The 18,479-nt window shown below is 61.4% G+C and carries 19 protein-coding genes; 14 read left to right on the forward strand and 5 right to left on the reverse strand.

The window, feature by feature from the left end; translation table 11 throughout:
• Position 1: 1 nt before the first annotated feature.
• Positions 2–682, reverse strand: coding sequence for an RdgB/HAM1 family non-canonical purine NTP pyrophosphatase (gene rdgB / locus CS006_RS02405; RefSeq protein ID WP_100510164.1), 681 nt, complete (start codon positions 680–682; stop codon positions 2–4).
• Between the two features lie 172 nt (positions 683–854).
• Positions 855–1,619, reverse strand: coding sequence for a ribonuclease PH (rph, locus tag CS006_RS02410; RefSeq protein ID WP_100510165.1), 765 nt, complete (start codon positions 1,617–1,619; stop codon positions 855–857).
• 151 nt (positions 1,620–1,770) lie between these two features.
• On the opposite strand from rph, the gene CS006_RS02415 reads away from it, so the two are divergent.
• Positions 1,771–2,397 carry a Pr6Pr family membrane protein gene (locus CS006_RS02415; protein WP_100510166.1) on the forward strand — a complete coding sequence of 209 codons (627 nt, stop codon included), beginning with the start codon at positions 1,771–1,773 and terminating at the stop codon, positions 2,395–2,397.
• 79 nt (positions 2,398–2,476) lie between these two features.
• Positions 2,477–3,817, forward strand: a complete 1,341-nt coding sequence (locus CS006_RS02420) for a nicotinate phosphoribosyltransferase (RefSeq protein ID WP_100510464.1) — start codon at positions 2,477–2,479, stop codon at positions 3,815–3,817.
• A gap of 187 nt (positions 3,818–4,004) precedes the next feature.
• Here the strand turns inward: CS006_RS02420 and CS006_RS02425 are convergent, their stop codons facing one another.
• Positions 4,005–4,304 carry a DUF3039 domain-containing protein gene (locus tag CS006_RS02425; protein WP_165777230.1) on the reverse strand — a complete coding sequence of 100 codons (300 nt, stop codon included), beginning with the start codon at positions 4,302–4,304 and terminating at the stop codon, positions 4,005–4,007.
• Positions 4,305–4,464: 160 nt separating this feature from the next.
• Between CS006_RS02425 and coaD the strand changes: the two genes are divergently transcribed.
• The 11 genes from coaD (at position 4,465) to CS006_RS10645 (ending at position 14,877) form a co-directional block, all read left to right on the forward strand.
• Positions 4,465–4,956 (forward strand): pantetheine-phosphate adenylyltransferase, encoded by a 492-nt coding sequence (gene coaD / locus CS006_RS02430; protein ID WP_100510168.1) that lies wholly within the window; start codon positions 4,465–4,467, stop codon positions 4,954–4,956.
• Positions 4,957–5,030: 74 nt separating this feature from the next.
• On the forward strand, positions 5,031–5,903 hold the full coding sequence (locus tag CS006_RS02435) for a cell division protein (protein WP_100510465.1): 873 nt from the start codon (positions 5,031–5,033) through the stop codon (positions 5,901–5,903).
• 21 nt (positions 5,904–5,924) lie between these two features.
• The gene (locus CS006_RS02440) at positions 5,925–6,551 is read left to right on the forward strand and encodes a YceD family protein (RefSeq protein WP_423734821.1); all 627 of its coding nucleotides are present in this window, start codon (positions 5,925–5,927) and stop codon (positions 6,549–6,551) included.
• A 137-nt stretch (positions 6,552–6,688) separates the two neighbouring features.
• Positions 6,689–6,883, forward strand: coding sequence for a 50S ribosomal protein L32 (gene rpmF / locus CS006_RS02445; protein ID WP_100510169.1), 195 nt, complete (start codon positions 6,689–6,691; stop codon positions 6,881–6,883).
• A gap of 126 nt (positions 6,884–7,009) precedes the next feature.
• Complete coding sequence (gene rnc / locus CS006_RS02450; protein WP_100510170.1) at positions 7,010–7,813, forward strand: ribonuclease III; 804 nt, start codon at positions 7,010–7,012, stop codon at positions 7,811–7,813.
• Between the two features lie 215 nt (positions 7,814–8,028).
• Positions 8,029–9,918, forward strand: a complete 1,890-nt coding sequence (locus tag CS006_RS02455) for an acetolactate synthase large subunit (protein WP_100510171.1) — start codon at positions 8,029–8,031, stop codon at positions 9,916–9,918.
• Positions 9,919–9,937: 19 nt separating this feature from the next.
• The gene (gene ilvN / locus CS006_RS02460) at positions 9,938–10,492 is read left to right on the forward strand and encodes an acetolactate synthase small subunit (protein WP_100510172.1); all 555 of its coding nucleotides are present in this window, start codon (positions 9,938–9,940) and stop codon (positions 10,490–10,492) included.
• 834 nt (positions 10,493–11,326) lie between these two features.
• Positions 11,327–13,642 carry a KAP family P-loop NTPase fold protein gene (locus CS006_RS02465; protein WP_100510173.1) on the forward strand — a complete coding sequence of 772 codons (2,316 nt, stop codon included), beginning with the start codon at positions 11,327–11,329 and terminating at the stop codon, positions 13,640–13,642.
• 111 nt (positions 13,643–13,753) lie between these two features.
• Positions 13,754–14,056, forward strand: coding sequence for a type II toxin-antitoxin system Phd/YefM family antitoxin (locus CS006_RS02470; protein WP_100510174.1), 303 nt, complete (start codon positions 13,754–13,756; stop codon positions 14,054–14,056).
• Positions 14,056–14,385, forward strand: coding sequence for a type II toxin-antitoxin system RelE family toxin (locus tag CS006_RS02475; protein WP_100510175.1), 330 nt, complete (start codon positions 14,056–14,058; stop codon positions 14,383–14,385). The genes CS006_RS02470 and CS006_RS02475 overlap by 1 nt, the downstream gene beginning before the upstream one ends.
• Positions 14,386–14,487: 102 nt before the next feature.
• Positions 14,488–14,877: a hypothetical protein gene (locus CS006_RS10645; protein WP_133119514.1), complete on the forward strand. Its 390-nt coding sequence runs from the start codon at positions 14,488–14,490 to the stop codon at positions 14,875–14,877.
• A 43-nt stretch (positions 14,878–14,920) separates the two neighbouring features.
• Here the strand turns inward: CS006_RS10645 and CS006_RS02480 are convergent, their stop codons facing one another.
• The gene (locus CS006_RS02480) at positions 14,921–16,678 is read right to left on the reverse strand and encodes a hypothetical protein (RefSeq protein ID WP_133119515.1); all 1,758 of its coding nucleotides are present in this window, start codon (positions 16,676–16,678) and stop codon (positions 14,921–14,923) included.
• Positions 16,679–16,932: 254 nt separating this feature from the next.
• Between CS006_RS02480 and CS006_RS02485 the strand changes: the two genes are divergently transcribed.
• Entirely contained in the window at positions 16,933–17,424 is a 492-nt protein-coding gene (locus CS006_RS02485; RefSeq protein ID WP_100510177.1) for a hypothetical protein, read from the forward strand.
• Between the two features lie 143 nt (positions 17,425–17,567).
• Here the strand turns inward: CS006_RS02485 and CS006_RS02490 are convergent, their stop codons facing one another.
• Positions 17,568–18,368 carry an AIM24 family protein gene (locus CS006_RS02490; RefSeq protein WP_100510178.1) on the reverse strand — a complete coding sequence of 267 codons (801 nt, stop codon included), beginning with the start codon at positions 18,366–18,368 and terminating at the stop codon, positions 17,568–17,570.
• Between the last annotated feature and the right edge of the window lie 111 nt (positions 18,369–18,479).

The following is an 18,479-nucleotide window of genomic DNA, read 5'->3' on the forward strand; positions in this document are numbered from 1 at the left end:
TTCAGTCGATAAGAGCGCGCCTGATGCTGCGCACCAGTGCCTGAATCGCCTTGGAACGGTGCGAGATGGCGTTCTTCTCCTCCGGCGTCATCTCGGCGCTGGTGAGCTCCTCGCCGGATTCCTTCGCACGCTGCGGCTGGTCGTTCGGCACGAAGATGGGATCGTAGCCGAAACCGTGCTCGCCACGCGGCTCGCGGATGATGCGCCCGCACATGTCGCCGAGCTCCACGTTCTCGTTGTGGATGCCGTACGGCGCCTCGCTCTGGCCCTCCTCGGGCGTGACGAACGCCGCGGCGCAGCGGAAGCGCGCCGTGCGGTTGCGGTCCGGGATGTCGGCAAGCTGAGCGAGCAGCAGCTCGTAGTTGGCCACGTCGTCGCCATGACGGCCGCACCAACGTGCGGAAAGGATGCCGGGGGCCGCGCCCAGAACGTCGACGATCAGGCCGGAGTCGTCGGCGATGGCCGGCAGACCCGTGCGGCGCACGACGTCGCGCGCCTTGAGCAGCGCGTTCTGTTCGAAGCTCGCGCCGTCCTCGACGGGGTCGGGCAGGTTCAGTTCGCCCGCGGTCAGCAGTTCGATACGGTCGGCGTCCTCGCCGAGGTCCTCGGCGAGAATGCGACGAATCTCCACCAGCTTGCCTGCATTATGGGTGGCGACCACCAATTTGACCGTGTTGCTCATGGCATCTACCTCTCTGAACTATGCGCGGCACGTTGCCTCTATGCTGCTGCGCCCTCCCAACAATATGGGAGGCCCCGTACGTTTGGAAACGTACGGGGCCCCGATGCCGTTCCGAAGAGACCGACGGGAACCGTCGTTCCCGCACCGGTCCGCGGCGCACCGACGTCTGCCGTCAGTCCTCGTCGAGCGCCTTGCGCTGCAGGGCCTGCAGCTCGCGGTTGCCCTTTTCGGCCAGGTCGAGCAGCTCGCCGAGCTCGGCGCGCGTGAACGGACGATGCTCCGCCGTGCCCTGGATCTCGATGAACGCGCCGGCGCCCGTCATGGCCACGTTCATATCGGTCATGGCCTGGCTGTCCTCCACGTAGGGAAGGTCGAGCATCGGCTTGCCGTCGATCACGCCGACGGAGACGGCCGACACCTGGTCCTTGAGCACCTGGCGATTGGCCCGCAGCACCTTGTGCTCCTTGGCCCAGGCCACGGCGTCGGCGAGCGCCACGTAGGCGCCGGTGATCGACGCGGTCCTGGTGCCGCCGTCGGCCTGCAGCACGTCGCAGTCGAGCTGGATCTGGTTTTCGCCGAGCGCCTTCATGTCGACGACGCCGCGCAGGCAGCGGCCGATCAGTCGGCTGATCTCGTGGGTGCGGCCGCCGATCTTGCCGCGCACGGATTCGCGGTCGGTGCGTTCGGATGTGGCGCGCGGCAGCATCGCGTATTCGGCGGTCACCCAGCCGAGTCCGGAGTCCTTGCGCCAGCGCGGCACGCCCTGCGTGAACGTGGCGGTGCACATCACGCGAGTGTTGCCGCATTCGATGAGCACGGAGCCTTCGGGGGCGTCGGTCCAATGACGGGTGATCTTCACCGGACGCAGTTCGTCGACGGCGCGGCCGTCGGGGCGAATCGTCTGATTGACGTCGAGCATGTCTTTGATCTGAACCATGGTTAACCTCGGAATCTTACGGAATCACTGCCCCCGACCGTATCCGGCTTAGCCGACAAAACCGCCGTCCGCAGCGGGCCCGCGTCCATGGTTCGGACCGTCGAACGATTGCCGGCCGGCAACGTTCGACGCGGCCAATAGAATGACTGTCATGAGATTCTTGGCCGCGATATTCCGATTCGCCACGTCGGCCTGTTGTTTCGCCGGCACGTATGAGATCTGGCATCTGCACGAGTTCGCCTCCCTGACGTATTTCACCTTCCAGACGGCGCTGCTTCTGGGCGTCGTGATGCTGTGGTCGGGGGCGGCCACGCTGCTCAAGGGCATCGAACCGCCGGTGTGGCTCAAGGGATGCCTGACGCTGTATATCGCGGTGGCCGGTCTGGTGGCGGCGTTCCTGCTGCCGGCGGCCGATCCGTCGACGCCGCGCGTGTTCGGCCTGATGACGGTCACGTACGCGCACATCATCGTGCCGATCGCCGCGGTCATCGATTTTCTCGTCTTCGACGAGCATCGGAAATTCCAATGGTCGTACTGCCTCACGTGGCTCATCTATATTCCGGTCTATGTGATGGGCGTGCTGATTCGAGCGGCCATCTGGCCGCATTCGGGCCCGTTGAAGGACGGCACGCCGTATCCGTACGATTTCCTGAACCTGCCGCAGATCGGCTGGACGCAACTGGGCATCAACGTGGGCGAGGGGCTGGCCGCGTTCCTCGTGCTCGGTCTGGTGCTTGTCGCCCTCGACCGCGTCCTGCCGGCGAAACTCGTAAAGTGACCGCGTTCGGGAACGAACGGCCTACAATCGCATACAACAGAAATTCATATTGACATCCCGCGACCCGAAGAAGGACGATATGACCAACACCGACTACTCATCGGCCATGATGACCGACATGTACGAATACACCATGCTGGACGCCGCCATGCAGGACGGCACCGCAGACCGCCAGTGCGTGTTCGAGGTGTTCACCCGTCATCTGCCCACCGGCCGCCGATACGGCATCGTGGCCGGTCTGGGCCGCATCGTGGAGATGCTCAAGGACTTCCGTCCGACCGAATCCGACCTGAAGTTCCTGCGCGACCGTCATGTGGTGAGCGAGAAGACCGCCAAGTGGCTGGAGAACTTCTCGTTCTCCGGCACCATCCGCGCCTACCGCGAGGGCGAGGCGTTCTTCGCGAACTCCCCGATTCTCGAGGTCGAGGGCACGTTCGCGGAATGCACGCTGCTGGAGACGCTCGTGCTCTCCGTGCTGAACTATGATTCGGCCATCGCGTCGGCGGCCTCCCGCATGACGTCGGCCGCCGGCGACCGTCCGTGCATGGACATGGGCGGACGCCGTGCGAACGAAAGCGCCGCCGTGGCCGCGGCACGTGCATCGATCGTCGGCGGCTTCGCCGGCACCGCGAACCTGGCCGCCGCGAAGAAGTACGACCTGCTGTGCATCGGCACCGCCGCGCACGCGTTCACGCTGCTGCACGACGACGAGCGCGACGCCTTCGTCTCGCAGGTCAACGCCCTGGGCCCCGGCACCACGCTGCTCACCGACACCTACAACATCGAGAAGGCCATCACCACGGCCGTGGAGGTGGCCGGCCCCCAGCTCGGCGGCATCCGCATCGATTCCGGCGACCTGGCGTCGCTGGCGCAGAAGGCCCGCAAGCAGCTTGATTCGCTGGGCGCCACGAACACGAAGATCACCGTGACCAACGACCTCGACGAATACGCGCTGGCCGCATTGCAGACCGCGCCCGTGGACTCCTACGGCGTGGGCACCATGCTGGTGACCGGCTCCGGACACCCCACCTGCGCGATGGTGTACAAGCTGGTCGAACGCGAGGGCTCCGACGGCGCGATGCATCCGGTGGCCAAGAAGTCGTTCGGCAAGAGCACCGACGGCTGGCGCAAGCGTGCGCTGCGCTGCTACCAGTACGGTCTGGCGCAGGGCGAACTCGTGCTGTGCGGTCCGGCCGACAAGCTCGCCGCATGGGAGGCGCCGGCCGAATACGGCGACACGAAGGATCTGATGATCACCGCCGTCGACCACGGCGACATCGACGAGTCCCTTGCCAGCAAGGAGGCGCTGCTCGCGGCCCGTGACTACCACAAGAAGGCGCTCGACGAGCTGCCGGTGACCGCCCTGTCGCTGAGCAACGGCGAACAGGCCATCCCCACCGAGGTCCTCACCATCGAGTGACGGCGGAAATAGTAGGTTCCGACGAACCGAAACCGTACAAAACGTACAAAATACAGGTCAAAATGCCCGAAAACTGAATTTGTGGTGTTCTATGGTCGTTTTTCCGCATGAAAACGGCCATAGAACACCACAAACAACGGATAACGGGCATTTCAGCCCGTATTGCTTCGTCCCGCGCCGCGACTCGCTAGCGCATCTCGTCGTAGATGCGCTTGCAGTCGGGGCACACCGGATAATCGGACGGATTATGCTTCGGCACCCACACCTTGCCGCACAGGGCCACGACCGGCCGGCCGGTCAGGCGGGACTCCGCCATGCGCTCCTTGGATACGTAGTGGGCGAAGCGGTCGGCATCGCCGTCGTCGGTCTTCTGCCCCTCGGTCTTGGTCTCGGGACGCTCGAGCACCGCGGTGCCGCTGCCGGAATCCGGCGTGGAAAGCGGGGAGACCGCGTCGTCAACGAAACCGTCATCGAATACATTCCTCATAATCATGCCTCATTCCTCGCTCGCAAAACGATGCTGGACCATATCGATTCAATAATAGAGGCTTATATTCCACGGTGATGTGACGAATCACACAGCGCGACCGAGGCCGCATCGCAAAGCGGCGGCCTCGGTCTCCAAAGGACGCGGTAATCTGGAATCCATGACTATAGCTGTATGCCCCGGTTCATTCGATCCGGTAACCTCCGGGCACATCGATGTGATCGAACGATGTGCGCACCTGTTCGAACAAGTCCACGTAGTGGTGGCGGTCAACGCGGCGAAGCGGCCGATGTTCACCGAAACGCAGCGCGTGGAGATGATCCGCGAGGTACTGGCAGAGGACGGATTCCCCGATATCGTCGTCACCAGCACCGAAGGACTGATCACCGACTACTGCGCCAGGGTCGGCGCGCAGGTGATAGTCAAGGGACTCCGCCAGAATGGCGATTACGAGGCGGAGCTGGGCATGGCGCTGGTGAACAAGCAGATCGGCAACGTCGAGACCATGTTCCTGCCGGCGAACCCGCTGAAGGAGCATATCTCCAGTTCCATCGTCAAGGATGTGGCACGTCATGGCGGCGACGTGACCGGCCTGGTGCCGGGCTACGTGGCGCCGCTGCTTATCGAAGCATTGAGGAGTGAAAAGAGATAATCATGGACGACGTCAGGGATGGCTATGTGACCCCGGACAACGACGACACCGGCGAGTCCGAAGTCGCCAACCGCATGGGCATCCACGGGAATCCTGCGGACGCGGATTCGCCGACGCAGGCCCCGGCCGGCGCGGCGACGAACGACGACGCCACGCCGGGCCCCGTGACCTCCTACGAGGAGTATTCCGAACCGTATTCCTCCGTCGCGATCCCAGCGCCGACCGAACCGGCGGCCGCGCCATACCGACGGCCCTCGTTCTCCATTCCCACCGTGACCAACGGACGGGTCGACCTGGACGACTCCACGAACATCGACCGTCCGAAGTCGGCGATCAAGCCCAACGCCCAGACCTTCCAGCGCATGCTCATGGAGGACGATGACGACGAGGACCTGACTACCAAGAACCAGTTCACCACCGTCTACGACCTGCTCGACCAGCTCGAGGAGCTCGTGGACGCGTCGAAGGGGTCGTTCTTCTCGGGCACGCAGGTGCGCGTGGACCGTGAGGAGATCACCACGCTCATCACCGAGCTCAAGGGCAAGCTGCCCGTGCAGCTCGAACGCGCCTCGGCCCTGATGCGCGAATCCGAGCGCCGACTCGAGAACGCGCAGTCGCAGGCCAACGCCATCATCGCCGCGGCGCAGAGCCGCTCGGCCACGATCATCCGCGAAGCCAACGAGCAGGCACAGTTCCTCGCCGGGCAGGAGAACGTAGTGGCGCTCGCCACCGAGCGCGCGCATTCCATCCTCGACCAGGCGCAGGCCAAGGCCGACAAGCTCACCCGCGGCGCCGACAACTATTCGACGGCCGTGCTCACCGAGCTGAGCGAGCAGCTGGCCAAGGCGTCGCACGGCGTGCAGAACGGCCTCGCCGTGCTTGCCGAACGTCAGCGACAGGCCGCGCAGGACATGCCGCACCTGTCGTCGGACGACTATTCCAACTGATCCTCCATCTGCAAAGGACGTATGATGAACGCCAATCATCCCGAAACCTCACCGTGGGCGGTGTCGATCGCCCAGGTCGCCAGCCGTCCCGGCCAGAGCAAGTCGGTCGACGCCGACTTCCCCGCCCCCAGCGGCATCGGCGACGAGGTCATCAGCATCAAGGAGGGGGCGCCGGTGCACGTCTGCGGCTCCTTCGACTCCATCGTCGACGGACTCGTGCTCACCGCAAGCGTGACCGCGCCCGTCACCGCCGAATGCTCCCGCTGCCTCAAGCCGCTGAACGCGAACCACACGATCACGGTCACCGCGTTCTTCCCCTATGCGCCGGACGTCCACGACCAGCGTCGCAAGGGCGGCCATGGCGAGGAGGAGGTCGACATCATCGCCGGCGAGGAGGAGGGCGACGACACGTACCCGCTGGCCGGCAACAACACCTTCGCCGACATCGAGGCCCTGCTGCGCGACAACCTGGTCGAGTCGCTGCCGCTCAAGCCGCTGTGCCGACCGGACTGCCAGGGCCTGTGCCCGCAGTGCGGCGAGGACCTCAACGAGCATCCGGACCATCATCACGAGGTCTCCGACATCCGCTGGTCGGCGTTGGAATCGCTCAAGGCGCAGCTCGAGGCCGAGGCCGGCGACGACAAGTGAGCCGACGTCGATTCTGATGCCGGTTCCGTCGCTGGGTACGACGAAATCCGACATCAAGATGACAAACCTTCGAATTTGCGCTAAAATACCGAAGGCTTAAGCTCAATAAGAAATTCGATCGAAATAGAGGGTCCGAAATGGCACTGCCCAAGTACAAGACGTCGCGTGCGAATACCCATTCGCGTCGCGCCAACTGGAAGACTTCCGCCGCCGCTACGGTGGCCTGCCCGAACTGCGGCGAGCGTACGCTCCCGCACATGGCTTGCCCGAACTGCGGCCAGTTCCGCGGTCGCGTCTACCGCTCCGCGGTGAAGTCCACGTTCTCCAAGTGATTGCGTGAACCACTGACATCAAGAACCTCGCCATCGACGGGTGGCGGGGTTCTTTCGTATTCGTCGGGTATTCGTCGGGCGGAGCGAAAATCCTCGGGCAGAGCGAGAACTAGACTGGGACGCATTATGACGAAGAAGAACAAGAACCACGCCGACAACGCCGCCACTGGCCACGGCGCCGCCCCCGCTGCCTCATCACTGACCGACACCGTGGCCCACGACAAGACCAGCGACTACCGTCCCGGCGACGCCACCGCCCGCCTGCTGAACGCCCTGGGCGCCACGATCAGCCCCGATCTGCTCATCCGTGCGCTCACCCACCGCTCGTACTCGCACGAGCACGAGGGCATGCCGCACTACGAACGTCTCGAGTTCCTCGGCGACGCCGTGCTCGAACTGGTCACCACGGAGACGCTGTTCTTCAACCACCCCGACTTCTCCGAGGGCCAGATGGCCAAGATCCGCGCCAAGACCGTCTCCGAGGAGTCGCTCTCCGAAATCGCGCGCACGAAGCTGCATCTCGGCCCGTACATCCTGCTCGGCCACGGCGAGGCCGACGACAACGGCGCCGACAAGGACTCGATTCTGTGCGACATCGTGGAATCGCTGATCGGCGCGGTGTTCGTCGAGCATGGCATCGACGTGGCCCGCAACGTGGTGCATGGCCTCATCGACGGCGAACTGGCGAAGTACACGCAGGCCGGTCCGGCGCTCGACTGGAAGACGTCGCTCACGGTGAAGGCCCACAAGATGGGGCTGCCCGAACCCGTGTACCGCATGGAGGTCGGCGGCCCGGAATACCGGCTGGAGTTCACCGCGCATGTGCTGCTCGGCGACGGCGGCAGGGAGCTCGCCTCCGCCACCGGATCGTCCAAGCGCAAGGCCCAGCTCGCCGCCGCCGAACGCGCCTGGCACGCACTCGACGAGTAGCGCGATCAGACGTCGGTTAGGCGCGGACGACACCAGCGCCTAGACTGTAGCGCATAGCGTCGCCGCGCCCGTCACAAGCGGGCAGCGGCCGGCATCCCACCGTGTCCGCGATTCGGAGCACATCTCCCCTACGGCACGCTCGCGGGATATCCTGTTTCCGTTTACGTAGTTATGGCAGGCCCGGTCATGCGGCTGCCAAAGGATGAGAGGAAGCCATGGCATTGCCCACACCTCTGCAGGCATTCAGTGCAGTACCGAAAGGCCCCGTCGAGAAGCTGACGGCGGACAAGCGCATCGTCAACGGGGAGAAGATGACCGGCGCCAAGGCCGTGGTCCGTACGCTGGAGGACCTGGGGGTCGAGGACGTCTTCGGTCTGCCCGGCGGCGCGATCCTTCCCGTGTACGACGCCATCAACGACGACACGAAGTTCCGCTTCGTGCTGGTTCGTCATGAACAGGCGGCGGGTCATGCGGCCGAAGGCTACGCCGTGGCCACCGGCAAGGTCGGCGTGTGCATCGTCACCTCCGGCCCCGGCGCCACCAACGTGGTCACCGCCATCGCCGACGCGAACATGGACTCCATCCCCATGGTCGTCATCACCGGCCAGGTTGGTGTGAACGCCATCGGCACCGACGCCTTCCAGGAGGCCGACATCGTCGGCATCACGTATCCGATCGTCAAGCATTCGTATCTCGTCACCAGCGCGCAGGACATCCCGCGCGTGCTCTCCGAGGCGTACCACATCGCCCGCACCGGTCGTCCCGGCCCGGTCGTCGTCGACCTGACCAAGACCGCACAGACCGAGGAACTCTACTACTCGTGGCCGCAGCGCATGATCCTGCCCGGCTACAACCCCACCACAAAGGCCCACGGCCGCGTGCTCTCCAACGCCGCCAAGCTGTTCGGCCAGTCGTACCGCCCGGTGCTGTACGTGGGCGGCGGCGCCATGCGTTCCGATGCCGGCGCACAGGTCAAGCGCCTTTCCGAAGTGACCGGCGCCCCGATCGTCACCACGCTTCCGGCCCGCGGCATCGTCCCCGAATCCGATCCGGCCGTGCTCGGCATGCTCGGCATGCACGGCACGATCGCCGCCACCGGCGCCGTGCAGCAGTGCGATCTGCTGGTCGCCATCGGCGCCCGTTTCGACGACCGCGTCACCGGCTCGCTGCCCGACTTCGCGCCGGCGGCCCGCGTCATCCACATCGACATCGACCCGGCCGAGATCGGCAAGAACCGCCAGGCCGACGTGCCGATCGTCGGCGACGTGGCCACCGTGCTCAACGACCTCGTTCCCGAGATCGAACGCTACCAGGCCATCAACGGCAAGCCCGACCTCGACGCCTGGTGGGACGTCATCAACGATCTTCGCGAGAAGTACCCGATGCAGTACGACGAGTCCCCCGACGGCACGCTCGCCCCGCAGTGGGTCGTCCAGGAGCTGAGCCGTCAGGCCTCTCCGGACACGATCTGGGTGTCCGGCGTGGGCCAGCATCAGATGTGGGCCGCGCAGTTCATCGACTTCCACAAGCCGCATTCGTGGATCTCCTCCGGCGGCCTCGGCACCATGGGCTTCGGTCTGCCGGCGGCGCTCGGCGCCCAGGTCGGTTCCGACCGCGACTTCGACGGCAAGAAGCCGGTGTGGCTCATCGACGGCGACGGCAGCTTCCAGATGACGAGCGAGGAACTCGCCGCACTGTTCTTCAACCGTCTGCCGGTGAAGATCGCCATCCTCAACAACTCCGTGTACGGCATGGTCCGCCAGTGGCAGACGCTGTTCTACAAGAACCACTATTCGGCCACGAACCTCATGGACGGCGAGGCCAGGCAGGGCGACACCATCGGCGACGGCGCGGACGAGATCATGGACGTGCCCGATTTCGTCAAGCTCGCCGAGGCGTACGGCTGCGTCGGCATCCGCGCGTTCACCAAGGAGCAGGCCGAGGAGGCCATCAGGAAGGCCAACGAGATCAACGACCGTCCGGTGCTCATCGATTTCCGCGTGTGGAAGGACGCCATGGTGTGGCCGATGGTCGCCGCCGGCGCCTCCAACAGCGACGTGACCTACAAGCCCGGCATCCAGCCGCTCAAGGGCATTCAGGCCTGACAGGGAAAGGATTTTAGACATGGCAAACTATCCCGCTTCGCAGCCTGGCTCCCAGCGTCACACGCTCTCCGTGCTGGTGGAGAACCGCCCCGGCGTCCTGGCCCGTATCTCCGGCCTGTTCGCCCGCCGCGCGTTCAACATCAACTCGCTGTCCGTCTCCCCCACCGAGCGTCCGGACATCTCCCGCGTGACGGTGACCGCCGACGTCGACCAGATTCCGCTCGAGCAGATCATCAAGCAGCTGAACAAGCTGCTTCACGTGCTCAAGATCGTCGACCTCGACTCCGCCAACACGGTGAACCGCGAGCTCGTGCTCGTCAAGGTGGCCGCCGACGCGAAGACCCGTTCCGACGTGCTGGAGATCGTGCAGACGTTCCGCGTTCGCGTGGTCGACATGCATCCCGAATCGCTGGTCATCGAGGCCACCGGCTCGGGCGAGAAGCTCGACTCGCTGCTCGCGCTGCTCGACGACTACGGCATCATCGAGCTCGTGCGTTCCGGCTCCGTCGCGCTGACCCGCGGTCCGCGCGCCCTGAGCGAAAAGGTCGTCGGCTCCGAAATCAAGGGCCGCTGACTTCCGGCTGACTTCCGGCTGACTTCCGGCTGACTTCCGGCTGACTTCGGTCGGCTTCGGTCGGCCGGTTTTCGACTGGCTTCGGTCGGCTTTTGGCACCGCCAGCCTCAGCCGACCTCAGGAATCGACGGCTGGTCTATGCACTTAGGGCTCCTCTCAACTCCGAGAGGAGCCTTTTTCGATGGATTGCGACGCAATCATGCCAATCCGCGGTTCCATCCATCACAAACCGACCAGCTTCAATGGGCTACGCGGCAAAAACAACCGAATCACAGTCCAATCCATCGAAAACCACCCAGTGTCGATGGACTGAACCGCAATTACGTCAATATGCAATCCAGTCCATCGGGAATCATCGAAATCCGATGAATTGGACCGTATTTTCGCGTAAATGCGCCGCAGTCCATCATCGGCAGGCAATCCGATTCGAAGAAACCGCATGATTCCAACGTTTTGAAAACCAACCCAATGATTCTCCGATGGACCGCACCGCAAAATCATCAAATTGCAGCCCGGTCCATCGAAAACCGCTCGGCTCCGATGGATTGGGCTGCAATTACACCGATTTGTGGCGCAATCCATCCACTCCATTTAATCGCGGTGGATTACACCGCAAATCTCTCAAATCGCGAGGCAAACCACCCCGCGAGTCATCAGATTCCGACAGATTCCACCGCAAATTCCCCTGAATAATCGCAGCGCAATTCACCGAACGTGCATATCCATGTCTCAAGTCATTTCCTGCATCCCTGCGATACGTCCCTCCTGATCATCCATATCGACAATCAACGGCTATATGATGAGGATTAACACCACAAACGGGGGACGACGACGATGTACGTAAACGATCAGCCGATCACGAACACCAATAATCTGGAAGACGAGTTCAACCGCGAAAATCTTGCCAATGGCATCGCCAGGGTTCTGGAGCAATGCGACGTCAAACACGGCAGCATGACCATATCCATCGAAGGCTCCTGGGGCAGCGGCAAGACATCCCTGAAAAACCTCGTGATTCGTCAACTTGAGCGGCATTGGCAGGACAATGCCGCAAAAGCTCATGAACAAAGCGAAAAAGAGGGTTCCGAAGAAACCCAAATCCCCTCATACCCGCTGTGTGTACCCTTCGACCCCTGGATGTTCTCGGATGCCAGCAATGTGGTCGAGATGATGTTCGCCACCATTGCCGGCAGACTTGAAGATAAATCCGAGCTCGAGCAAACGCGGGAGCAACGACGGAAGAATCGTCTCGAAACAGCGGCTAAAATCAGCGGTGAGGCAGTTGAAGCCGTTGGCGCATTCGCCAGCTACATTCCGAATGCCGCACCATTGGCCTGGGGTTTCAAGCAAATCTCCAAACTGCTCAAGCCGGATCCGGAAAGTCCCCTACAGCTCACCGAAATACGTGAGCAACTGTCGCATGAGCTGGAATACAAAGCGTCCGATCTCCGCATCTATGTGTTCATCGACGAAATCGACCGGCTCGACGATCAGGGAATCGCCGACATCTTCAAAGCCCTGAAGGCGGTCGGCGATCTGCCCCATGTGGTGTATATTCCGGTCTACGACCGAACCATCGTCTCCGAGGCGCTCAACAAGGTGTCCAATCATTCCGGCTCCGATTATCTCGACAAAATCGTCCAGATGCCGATTCCCATGCCGGAGGTTCCGTTCGAAGTCATCATCAGGAACCTGAAAATCGCATGCGGCTTTGATGATACGCAATTGGAAAAACGCCCTTGGCAGAAGGATATAGTGGAGAAGACCGTTCTGGCCTACGTCAAGAACAAACGCGATGCCAACCGTCTGCAGAACGCATTCCTTCTGCGCAAGCAGGTGCTTGCCGGAGAGGTCGATTACGGCGATCTGTTCGCCATCACCGCCATCTCCATATTCCGTCCATCACTGCTTCGCTGGATTTATATGCATAAGGATGCCCTACTCGACAGCGGCGCACTTGTGGCTAAAGAGATATCTAAGCAGACTCGAAAAGTCTCCATCAGAGTAAACGCGGAAGACTCGGACCTCGCCGATCATTACAATCTTCTTAAAGAAGAAATTGATGATGTCTCATATTGGAGAGAAGGCCTCGCGCTGGAACTCCTGTTCCCCGTTTCCCATTACATGAAGAAAGTAAATCCCGAATCTCATCGCATTGCCTCTGCCCAATCATTCGATGTGTATTTCACACTTACTTCAGAGTCAAGAACTGCAGTATCTTCAGAGACTATAAAGCAGTATGTTCTCCTATATGACCTCACCCGTTTACAAGAAGATACTTTTATAAAGCTTCCCCACAATCAAATAGCGAGCTGGATTAACGCAAAACAATCTTCCGGAGCCCATGAAATACCTATGGCTCGCATTGAGCAGCTATTGGAAGTCTATCAACGATTCTATGGCTCAGTAATAGAGGACGAGCGCGATTGGGCAAATGAATTCCCGCGCTCTATAAGTCATACAGGATATGAAAAGCTCAATCCCGCCATACCAGCAAATCGTGTTATTGCGGAGCTCTTGAGAAGTTTTCCCATCGACGAACGGCAGACTCATATATTCACCTGCATCGATTTATTAACTTCCAGACATCAGTCTGTTCCCGGTTATGACTTAATACTGCGTTTAACCAGTCTGATTGGAGAAATAACCGATGATGACGACAAGCAGAATCATTCTTACGTTGAAAACATGCTTGATCGTCTATCCATGAATAAATGGCTTTATCAAGCCAATGGCATAGACCTGTCTCTTGTTCTTAATGCGTTTACCGAAATCGACGTGTCAGGAGTGCGACGAGCATTATCAAAACTCAGTGCGACTCAGTTACTAGAAATTGGAAACAACTGCGAAAAAACGGTTCCATCAACTTATTACTCCGATCCTCGACCTGATGACCTACGGTATCAAGTTCCTGTTGAATTGTTAATTGAGCTGTGGAAACACATGGATGCATGGTCTGAACCATCATCGCATGATAATCTCACCCTTCGTGCACTCAAAGAGTGGATACAAGAAGGGCCTAAAAATGCTACAGCCTTGCCTGAGGATTGGTACAGCAGCCCCACTCGTTATAAGGAAATCGTCGGGCAAGACGGTGAAGGATGGGATATAGCTGAAGTGCCAGATTCACATCCAGCGGAAGCTGAGTGACTCGCGTATTACGTTCGCCGTGCACCCAAACATCATCATAATCATGATTCAAATTTGAATTCTAATCGTGATGATTTTACAATCGTCAAGAGCACACACAAAGGAGTACCCATGACCTCGATTCTGGATAATCTCGTTCCCGTCAGCGAATTCAGCCACGGCGGGGCCAGCCGCGCATTCAACCGCGTCGGGGACGGCAACCCCGTCGTCGTCATGAAGAACAACAAACCCTCGGCCGTCATCATCTCACCGGACGATTATCGGCGTTTCACCGAGGCCGAGGAGAACTTCGCCCTCTATCTCGAAGCGCAGGAACGCCTCAAGAACGACGATGGCACCCTGCTTTCCCCCGAGGAAGTATTCGGCAAGGACTACAAGCCCGCCGATGACGGCTACGAACCGGAGTTCGAGTAATGCGATGGGACGTCAGGTACACCAAAGCCGCGAAGAAAGACATTCGGTCACTGCATGAGCCGATCATCGGGCACGTCTTCAAGGCCATCGAAAGGGTCTCGACCAATCCCCTGCCGACCACCGAAGGCGGCTACGGCAAGCCTCTCGGGAACAAGCGCGGCAATAACCTCACCGGACTCATGAAGGTCAAACTTCGTGGCGACGGCATCCGCATCGTCTACAAGCTTGAACGAACCGAACACATGATGCGCATCATCATTGTCAGCGTCCGCGACGACTACGCCGTCTACAACGAAGCGGCGAAAAGGATTGCCAACGGTCGGGATTGACGGAGAGAAAGCGTCCACTCGGAATCAGACGACGATACGGCATTCCCCCGTGAATTAAGTCGATTTCTTGTACGAAAGCCTCGCGTCACGACTCCATCCACGATGGCCGATGGACTGCATCGCAATTACGCCAATATGCAATCCAGTCCATCGAAAATCATCGCAATCCGATGGATTGGACCGTATTTTCGCGTAAATGCGCCGCAGTCCATCATCGGCAGGCAATCCTATTTAAAGAAACCGCATGACTCCAACGTTTTGAAAACCAACCCGACGATTCTCCGATGGACCACACCGCAAAATCATCAAATTGCAGCCCAATCCATCGAAAACCGCTCGATTCCGATGGATTGGGCTGCAATTACACCAATTCGCCGCGCAATCCATCCATTCCATTTGACTGCGATGGAGTACACCGCAAATCTCTCAAATCGCGAGGCAATCCACCGCGAATCATCAGATTCCGACAGATTCCACCGCAAATTCCCCTGAATCACAGCACAATTCACCGAACGCTCGAACACGCCGAACGCGTCTACTTTGCTTCGCCCGCAGACGCACCGGCCACACCGGACGCGCCAGCCTCGCTGCCACGGGAGGCCTTGAGCATGGAGACGCAGGTGCCGGCGAGCAGCAGCGCGGCCGAGGCCAACGCGACTGCCGCAATTGCGGTGCCGGTGGTCGCCAGCGTCCTGTTCTGTTCGGCGACAGGCGTCTTGCCCTGCGAGTTCGCCAGCCACTGCTGGGCGGCGGTACGGTTCGCGGCGGCCGAGCCGTCACCGGACGACGTCAGTCCCGAGCCGGCCCCGGTCCCCGAGACTCCCGCACCGTTCGGCGTATTGCCGGAACTGCCACCGATGGAGGGAATCTTCTTCCATCGCGCCGTGTAGGTGGCGTCTTCGCGCACCGGCAGGAACCGGTTGAATCGCATGCCGGAAGCGGAATACCAGCCGTCCAGCATCATGCCGCTCGGGGCCTGCGGCGAGGGGATGTCGCTGCTGAGCAGCCACAGCCCCTTGAGCACCGTCGACTGCTTCTGATGCGTCCTGCCGGCGGCATCCTTCCATATGAAGGTCACTGTCACATGAATCACATCACTCGGGGAGCCGCCGTTGCCACCGTTGCCGTTACCGCCGTTGCTCTTCAGCGTGGCGACCAGATGCATGTTCCAGCCTTCGGCCACGCCGCCCGAAAGATTCGCATCATACGTCTTGCCGGTGAGCTCGTCGGTCCAGCCGGTGATGCTGTAGCCTGCCGGCACGAGCGCATTGATTACGCCCTGCTTGGCGGCGAGCGCTTCGGAAAGCGACGAACCGGTCTTCACGCGTTCAAGCACGAACAGATTGCCCACCGAGAACATGATCTGCGTGTTGGTGGCCTGCAGATCGGAAACGGCGAAGAAGGTCGTGTCCACGTTTGCCGCGCCGGCGTCGGAAAGGTCGGCCTTGTATGTGTGGAGCAGTGCGTGCCAGCCGGTGATCCTGAGATTCGCCGGCATACGGGATTCGATCTGCGATTTCACGGCCGCGTAGGCGTCGGCGTATGAGCTGCCGCGGTCCACCGTGGTGCTGACGACGGCGTTCGCCACGTTCGGAATCACGAACCGCACATGCACCTGCGCGCTCGTGGACGGCAGGTCGGGCAGCTGCTGCGCCAGCACGGCGGTGAACGTCACCGTCTTCTCGCCGCTCACCTTCGCGCCGAGCAGGTCGGCGGAGTACGTTACGCCCGTCGACGACTTCCATCCGACGATCACGTACCCTTCCGGCACATCGAGCTCGGTGTCGCTGGGCACGGTCACGTCGAGACTGCCCGTGTAGGTGCGGGTCACGGTGGTGTGACGCCCGTTGACCGTGAACGTGATCTCGGTGCTGTATTCGCGGCTTGCACCGCCATCGCCGTCGGCGTTGGAGCCACTGGTATTGGATGAGCCGCTGCCGGCCGCAGCATCATCGGACGAGACGCCGCCTGACGGTCTGCCATCAGCCGAACTGCTGCCACTGCCGGCCGCCGAACCGGAGCCCAATCCCGACGTCGTATCCGAACCGCCGTTCGTCTTGCCGACCGTCGAGGAGTCCCCCGATGCCGCAATGGTCGCGCCGGCAGTCGCACCGGCCGCGTTCCCCGCTCCGCCGGCCGTGCCATCCGCCGCGAATGCCGTCCCCGGTGCCACGGCCACGAATCCCAATGTCGCCACGGCCACAACGGCCGCAGTCAGCCGACCGATTTTCGAATTCCTGCCACGGGAGTCATTACCGCGGGAATCCCTGCCCCAGCGTGCACGCATTCTCATCGCCTCTACTCTTCTACAGTGCTCATACGGCATCCGCCGATACGACGTCCGCTCACGCCCGGCCGTATGCCGATGCACAACGGAATGCCGACGCGGACGCTTCGCGCCGACGCGGCATCCGTCATGCCCCTTACCTATAGACCGTATTGTATCTCGCTTATTTCAACATGTTGATGGCATTGTTCACGACATGACATCGCCCGGCATCGGACCTACTATGGCAACGAGAGAGCAAGAAAAGACAGAGGAGCATCATGAACGAGGAAGACGACGAGCATCCTCACGACGACTCGCAGCACGACTACGATCGCGACCGCACGCGGCCGACGACGCCGGACACACCTGACGACGACGCCCCCAACTCCAGTGCCGACGACCCCGTCATTCCTCCCGATGAGAGCGGCAACGACAATGGCAACATCGATGCCGACAGCACCGGCGAAACCGACGACGACAACAACACCAACAACGTCATCGACGAGGATGAAGAGGACGAGGAGACCAGCTCCACGGCCGTCCAGCAGCTCAGCGCCGCAGCGGTGATACTCGGCATCGTCGCCATCGTATTGTGCTTCATACCGAAGGTTCCGCTCACCATCGCGCTCGCCGTCGCCATCGTCGGCACCGTGCTAGGCCTGGTGAACTGTCTTTCGGCCACCGTATTGCATCAGCCCCGCATACGATTCGCCGCGGCGGGGGGAACGGTGATCGGCGCCTTGGCCATCATCACCGTCCTCTTCCTGTGATGGTGATAGAGGCGTGATGGTGATGGAGGCGGTGTGTCTTCGACGCACCGCCTAGCTCGACGTACTTTTGTACGCCTTCGCACACGGACCGCCGAATCCGCACACATCCTGCATCACCATCACGCCGCCTCCGTCGAATCGAATCACACCGAGCCGGAGCCGGCGTTGATGCCGAACGTCGGCGCGGCGACCGGCGCGAGCAGCACACGGCCGGAGCCGCGGTAGACGTTGACGAGTCCTTCGCCGCTGGCAGCGGAGCCGATGAGCGTCTTGCCCGAGCGCTCGACGGTGAACTGCAGGCCTGAGGTCCATGCGATGGCGAAGTTGCCGTCGATCTTGAGCACGTCGTTTTCGAGGTCGATGGTCACGAGTTCGGACGCGGGGACGGGCGATTCGAGGGCGACCGTGCCGGCGCCCTCCAATGCGAGGTTGAACAGGCCTTCGCCGCCTGCGACCATGGCGCTGGGCCGCGAGACCATGACGGCGCGCTGGCTTACGGTGGATTCGCAGGCGTAGAACAATCCGTCGTTGACGGTCATGCTGCCGCCCATCTGACGCATGGGGTCGAGCAGCAGGATGTGACGGTACGTGGGTTCGAGCACGAGCATGCCGCTGCCGACGTATTCGGGCTTGATGGCGGATTCCTTGGTGACGGCGCCGCGGGCCATCTTGCCGATGAAGTCGCCGACGCCCTTCACACCGGTCGTGGCCTCGATGTTGCCGGCGACCCACTGCATGGCGCCGGCCTGTACGGTGGCGCCGACGCGGCCGTTGAGATTGCAGATGACCTGACGGCGACGAACGTTCATTTCGGAGGCGAAGTAGGCGCTGATGGCATCGCCGTATCCGACCGAAAGATCGCGTTTCCATTCGATGACCTGGAAGATGCCCTGCTGGGCCACGATGTCAACGTCGTCGTTGTCCGTGAAATTGTAGATTCTCATGCCGTTCCTTTCCGGTTGAATCCCATCGTTTTCCCAGTGTACGGCATCGGTATTCGCGGGCCGCGAGCGCGAGACCCCGGATGTACGGACGGGGTGTGAACGCTTTTTCGT

The organism is Bifidobacterium primatium (assembly GCF_002802875.1).
Lineage (GTDB): Bacteria > Actinomycetota > Actinomycetes > Actinomycetales > Bifidobacteriaceae > Galliscardovia > Galliscardovia primatium.

Coding starts and splice junctions, on each gene's coding strand:
- CS006_RS02425 (WP_165777230.1), bottom strand. CDS start 4,304: ATGAGGAATGTATTCGATGACGGTTTCGTTGACGACGCGGTCTCCCCG.
- CS006_RS02465 (WP_100510173.1), top strand. CDS start 11,327: ATGTACGTAAACGATCAGCCGATCACGAACACCAATAATCTGGAAGAC.
- CS006_RS02490 (WP_100510178.1), bottom strand. CDS start 18,368: ATGAGAATCTACAATTTCACGGACAACGACGACGTTGACATCGTGGCC.
- CS006_RS02420 (WP_100510464.1), top strand. CDS start 2,477: ATGACCAACACCGACTACTCATCGGCCATGATGACCGACATGTACGAA.
- coaD (WP_100510168.1), top strand. CDS start 4,465: ATGACTATAGCTGTATGCCCCGGTTCATTCGATCCGGTAACCTCCGGG.
- CS006_RS10645 (WP_133119514.1), top strand. CDS start 14,488: ATGGCCGATGGACTGCATCGCAATTACGCCAATATGCAATCCAGTCCA.
- CS006_RS02470 (WP_100510174.1), top strand. CDS start 13,754: ATGACCTCGATTCTGGATAATCTCGTTCCCGTCAGCGAATTCAGCCAC.
- CS006_RS02485 (WP_100510177.1), top strand. CDS start 16,933: ATGAACGAGGAAGACGACGAGCATCCTCACGACGACTCGCAGCACGAC.
- CS006_RS02475 (WP_100510175.1), top strand. CDS start 14,056: ATGCGATGGGACGTCAGGTACACCAAAGCCGCGAAGAAAGACATTCGG.
- ilvN (WP_100510172.1), top strand. CDS start 9,938: ATGGCAAACTATCCCGCTTCGCAGCCTGGCTCCCAGCGTCACACGCTC.
- rnc (WP_100510170.1), top strand. CDS start 7,010: ATGACGAAGAAGAACAAGAACCACGCCGACAACGCCGCCACTGGCCAC.
- rdgB (WP_100510164.1), bottom strand. CDS start 682: ATGAGCAACACGGTCAAATTGGTGGTCGCCACCCATAATGCAGGCAAG.
- CS006_RS02440 (WP_423734821.1), top strand. CDS start 5,925: ATGATGAACGCCAATCATCCCGAAACCTCACCGTGGGCGGTGTCGATC.
- CS006_RS02455 (WP_100510171.1), top strand. CDS start 8,029: ATGGCATTGCCCACACCTCTGCAGGCATTCAGTGCAGTACCGAAAGGC.
- rph (WP_100510165.1), bottom strand. CDS start 1,619: ATGGTTCAGATCAAAGACATGCTCGACGTCAATCAGACGATTCGCCCC.
- CS006_RS02415 (WP_100510166.1), top strand. CDS start 1,771: ATGAGATTCTTGGCCGCGATATTCCGATTCGCCACGTCGGCCTGTTGT.
- CS006_RS02480 (WP_133119515.1), bottom strand. CDS start 16,678: ATGAGAATGCGTGCACGCTGGGGCAGGGATTCCCGCGGTAATGACTCC.
- CS006_RS02435 (WP_100510465.1), top strand. CDS start 5,031: ATGGGCATCCACGGGAATCCTGCGGACGCGGATTCGCCGACGCAGGCC.
- rpmF (WP_100510169.1), top strand. CDS start 6,689: ATGGCACTGCCCAAGTACAAGACGTCGCGTGCGAATACCCATTCGCGT.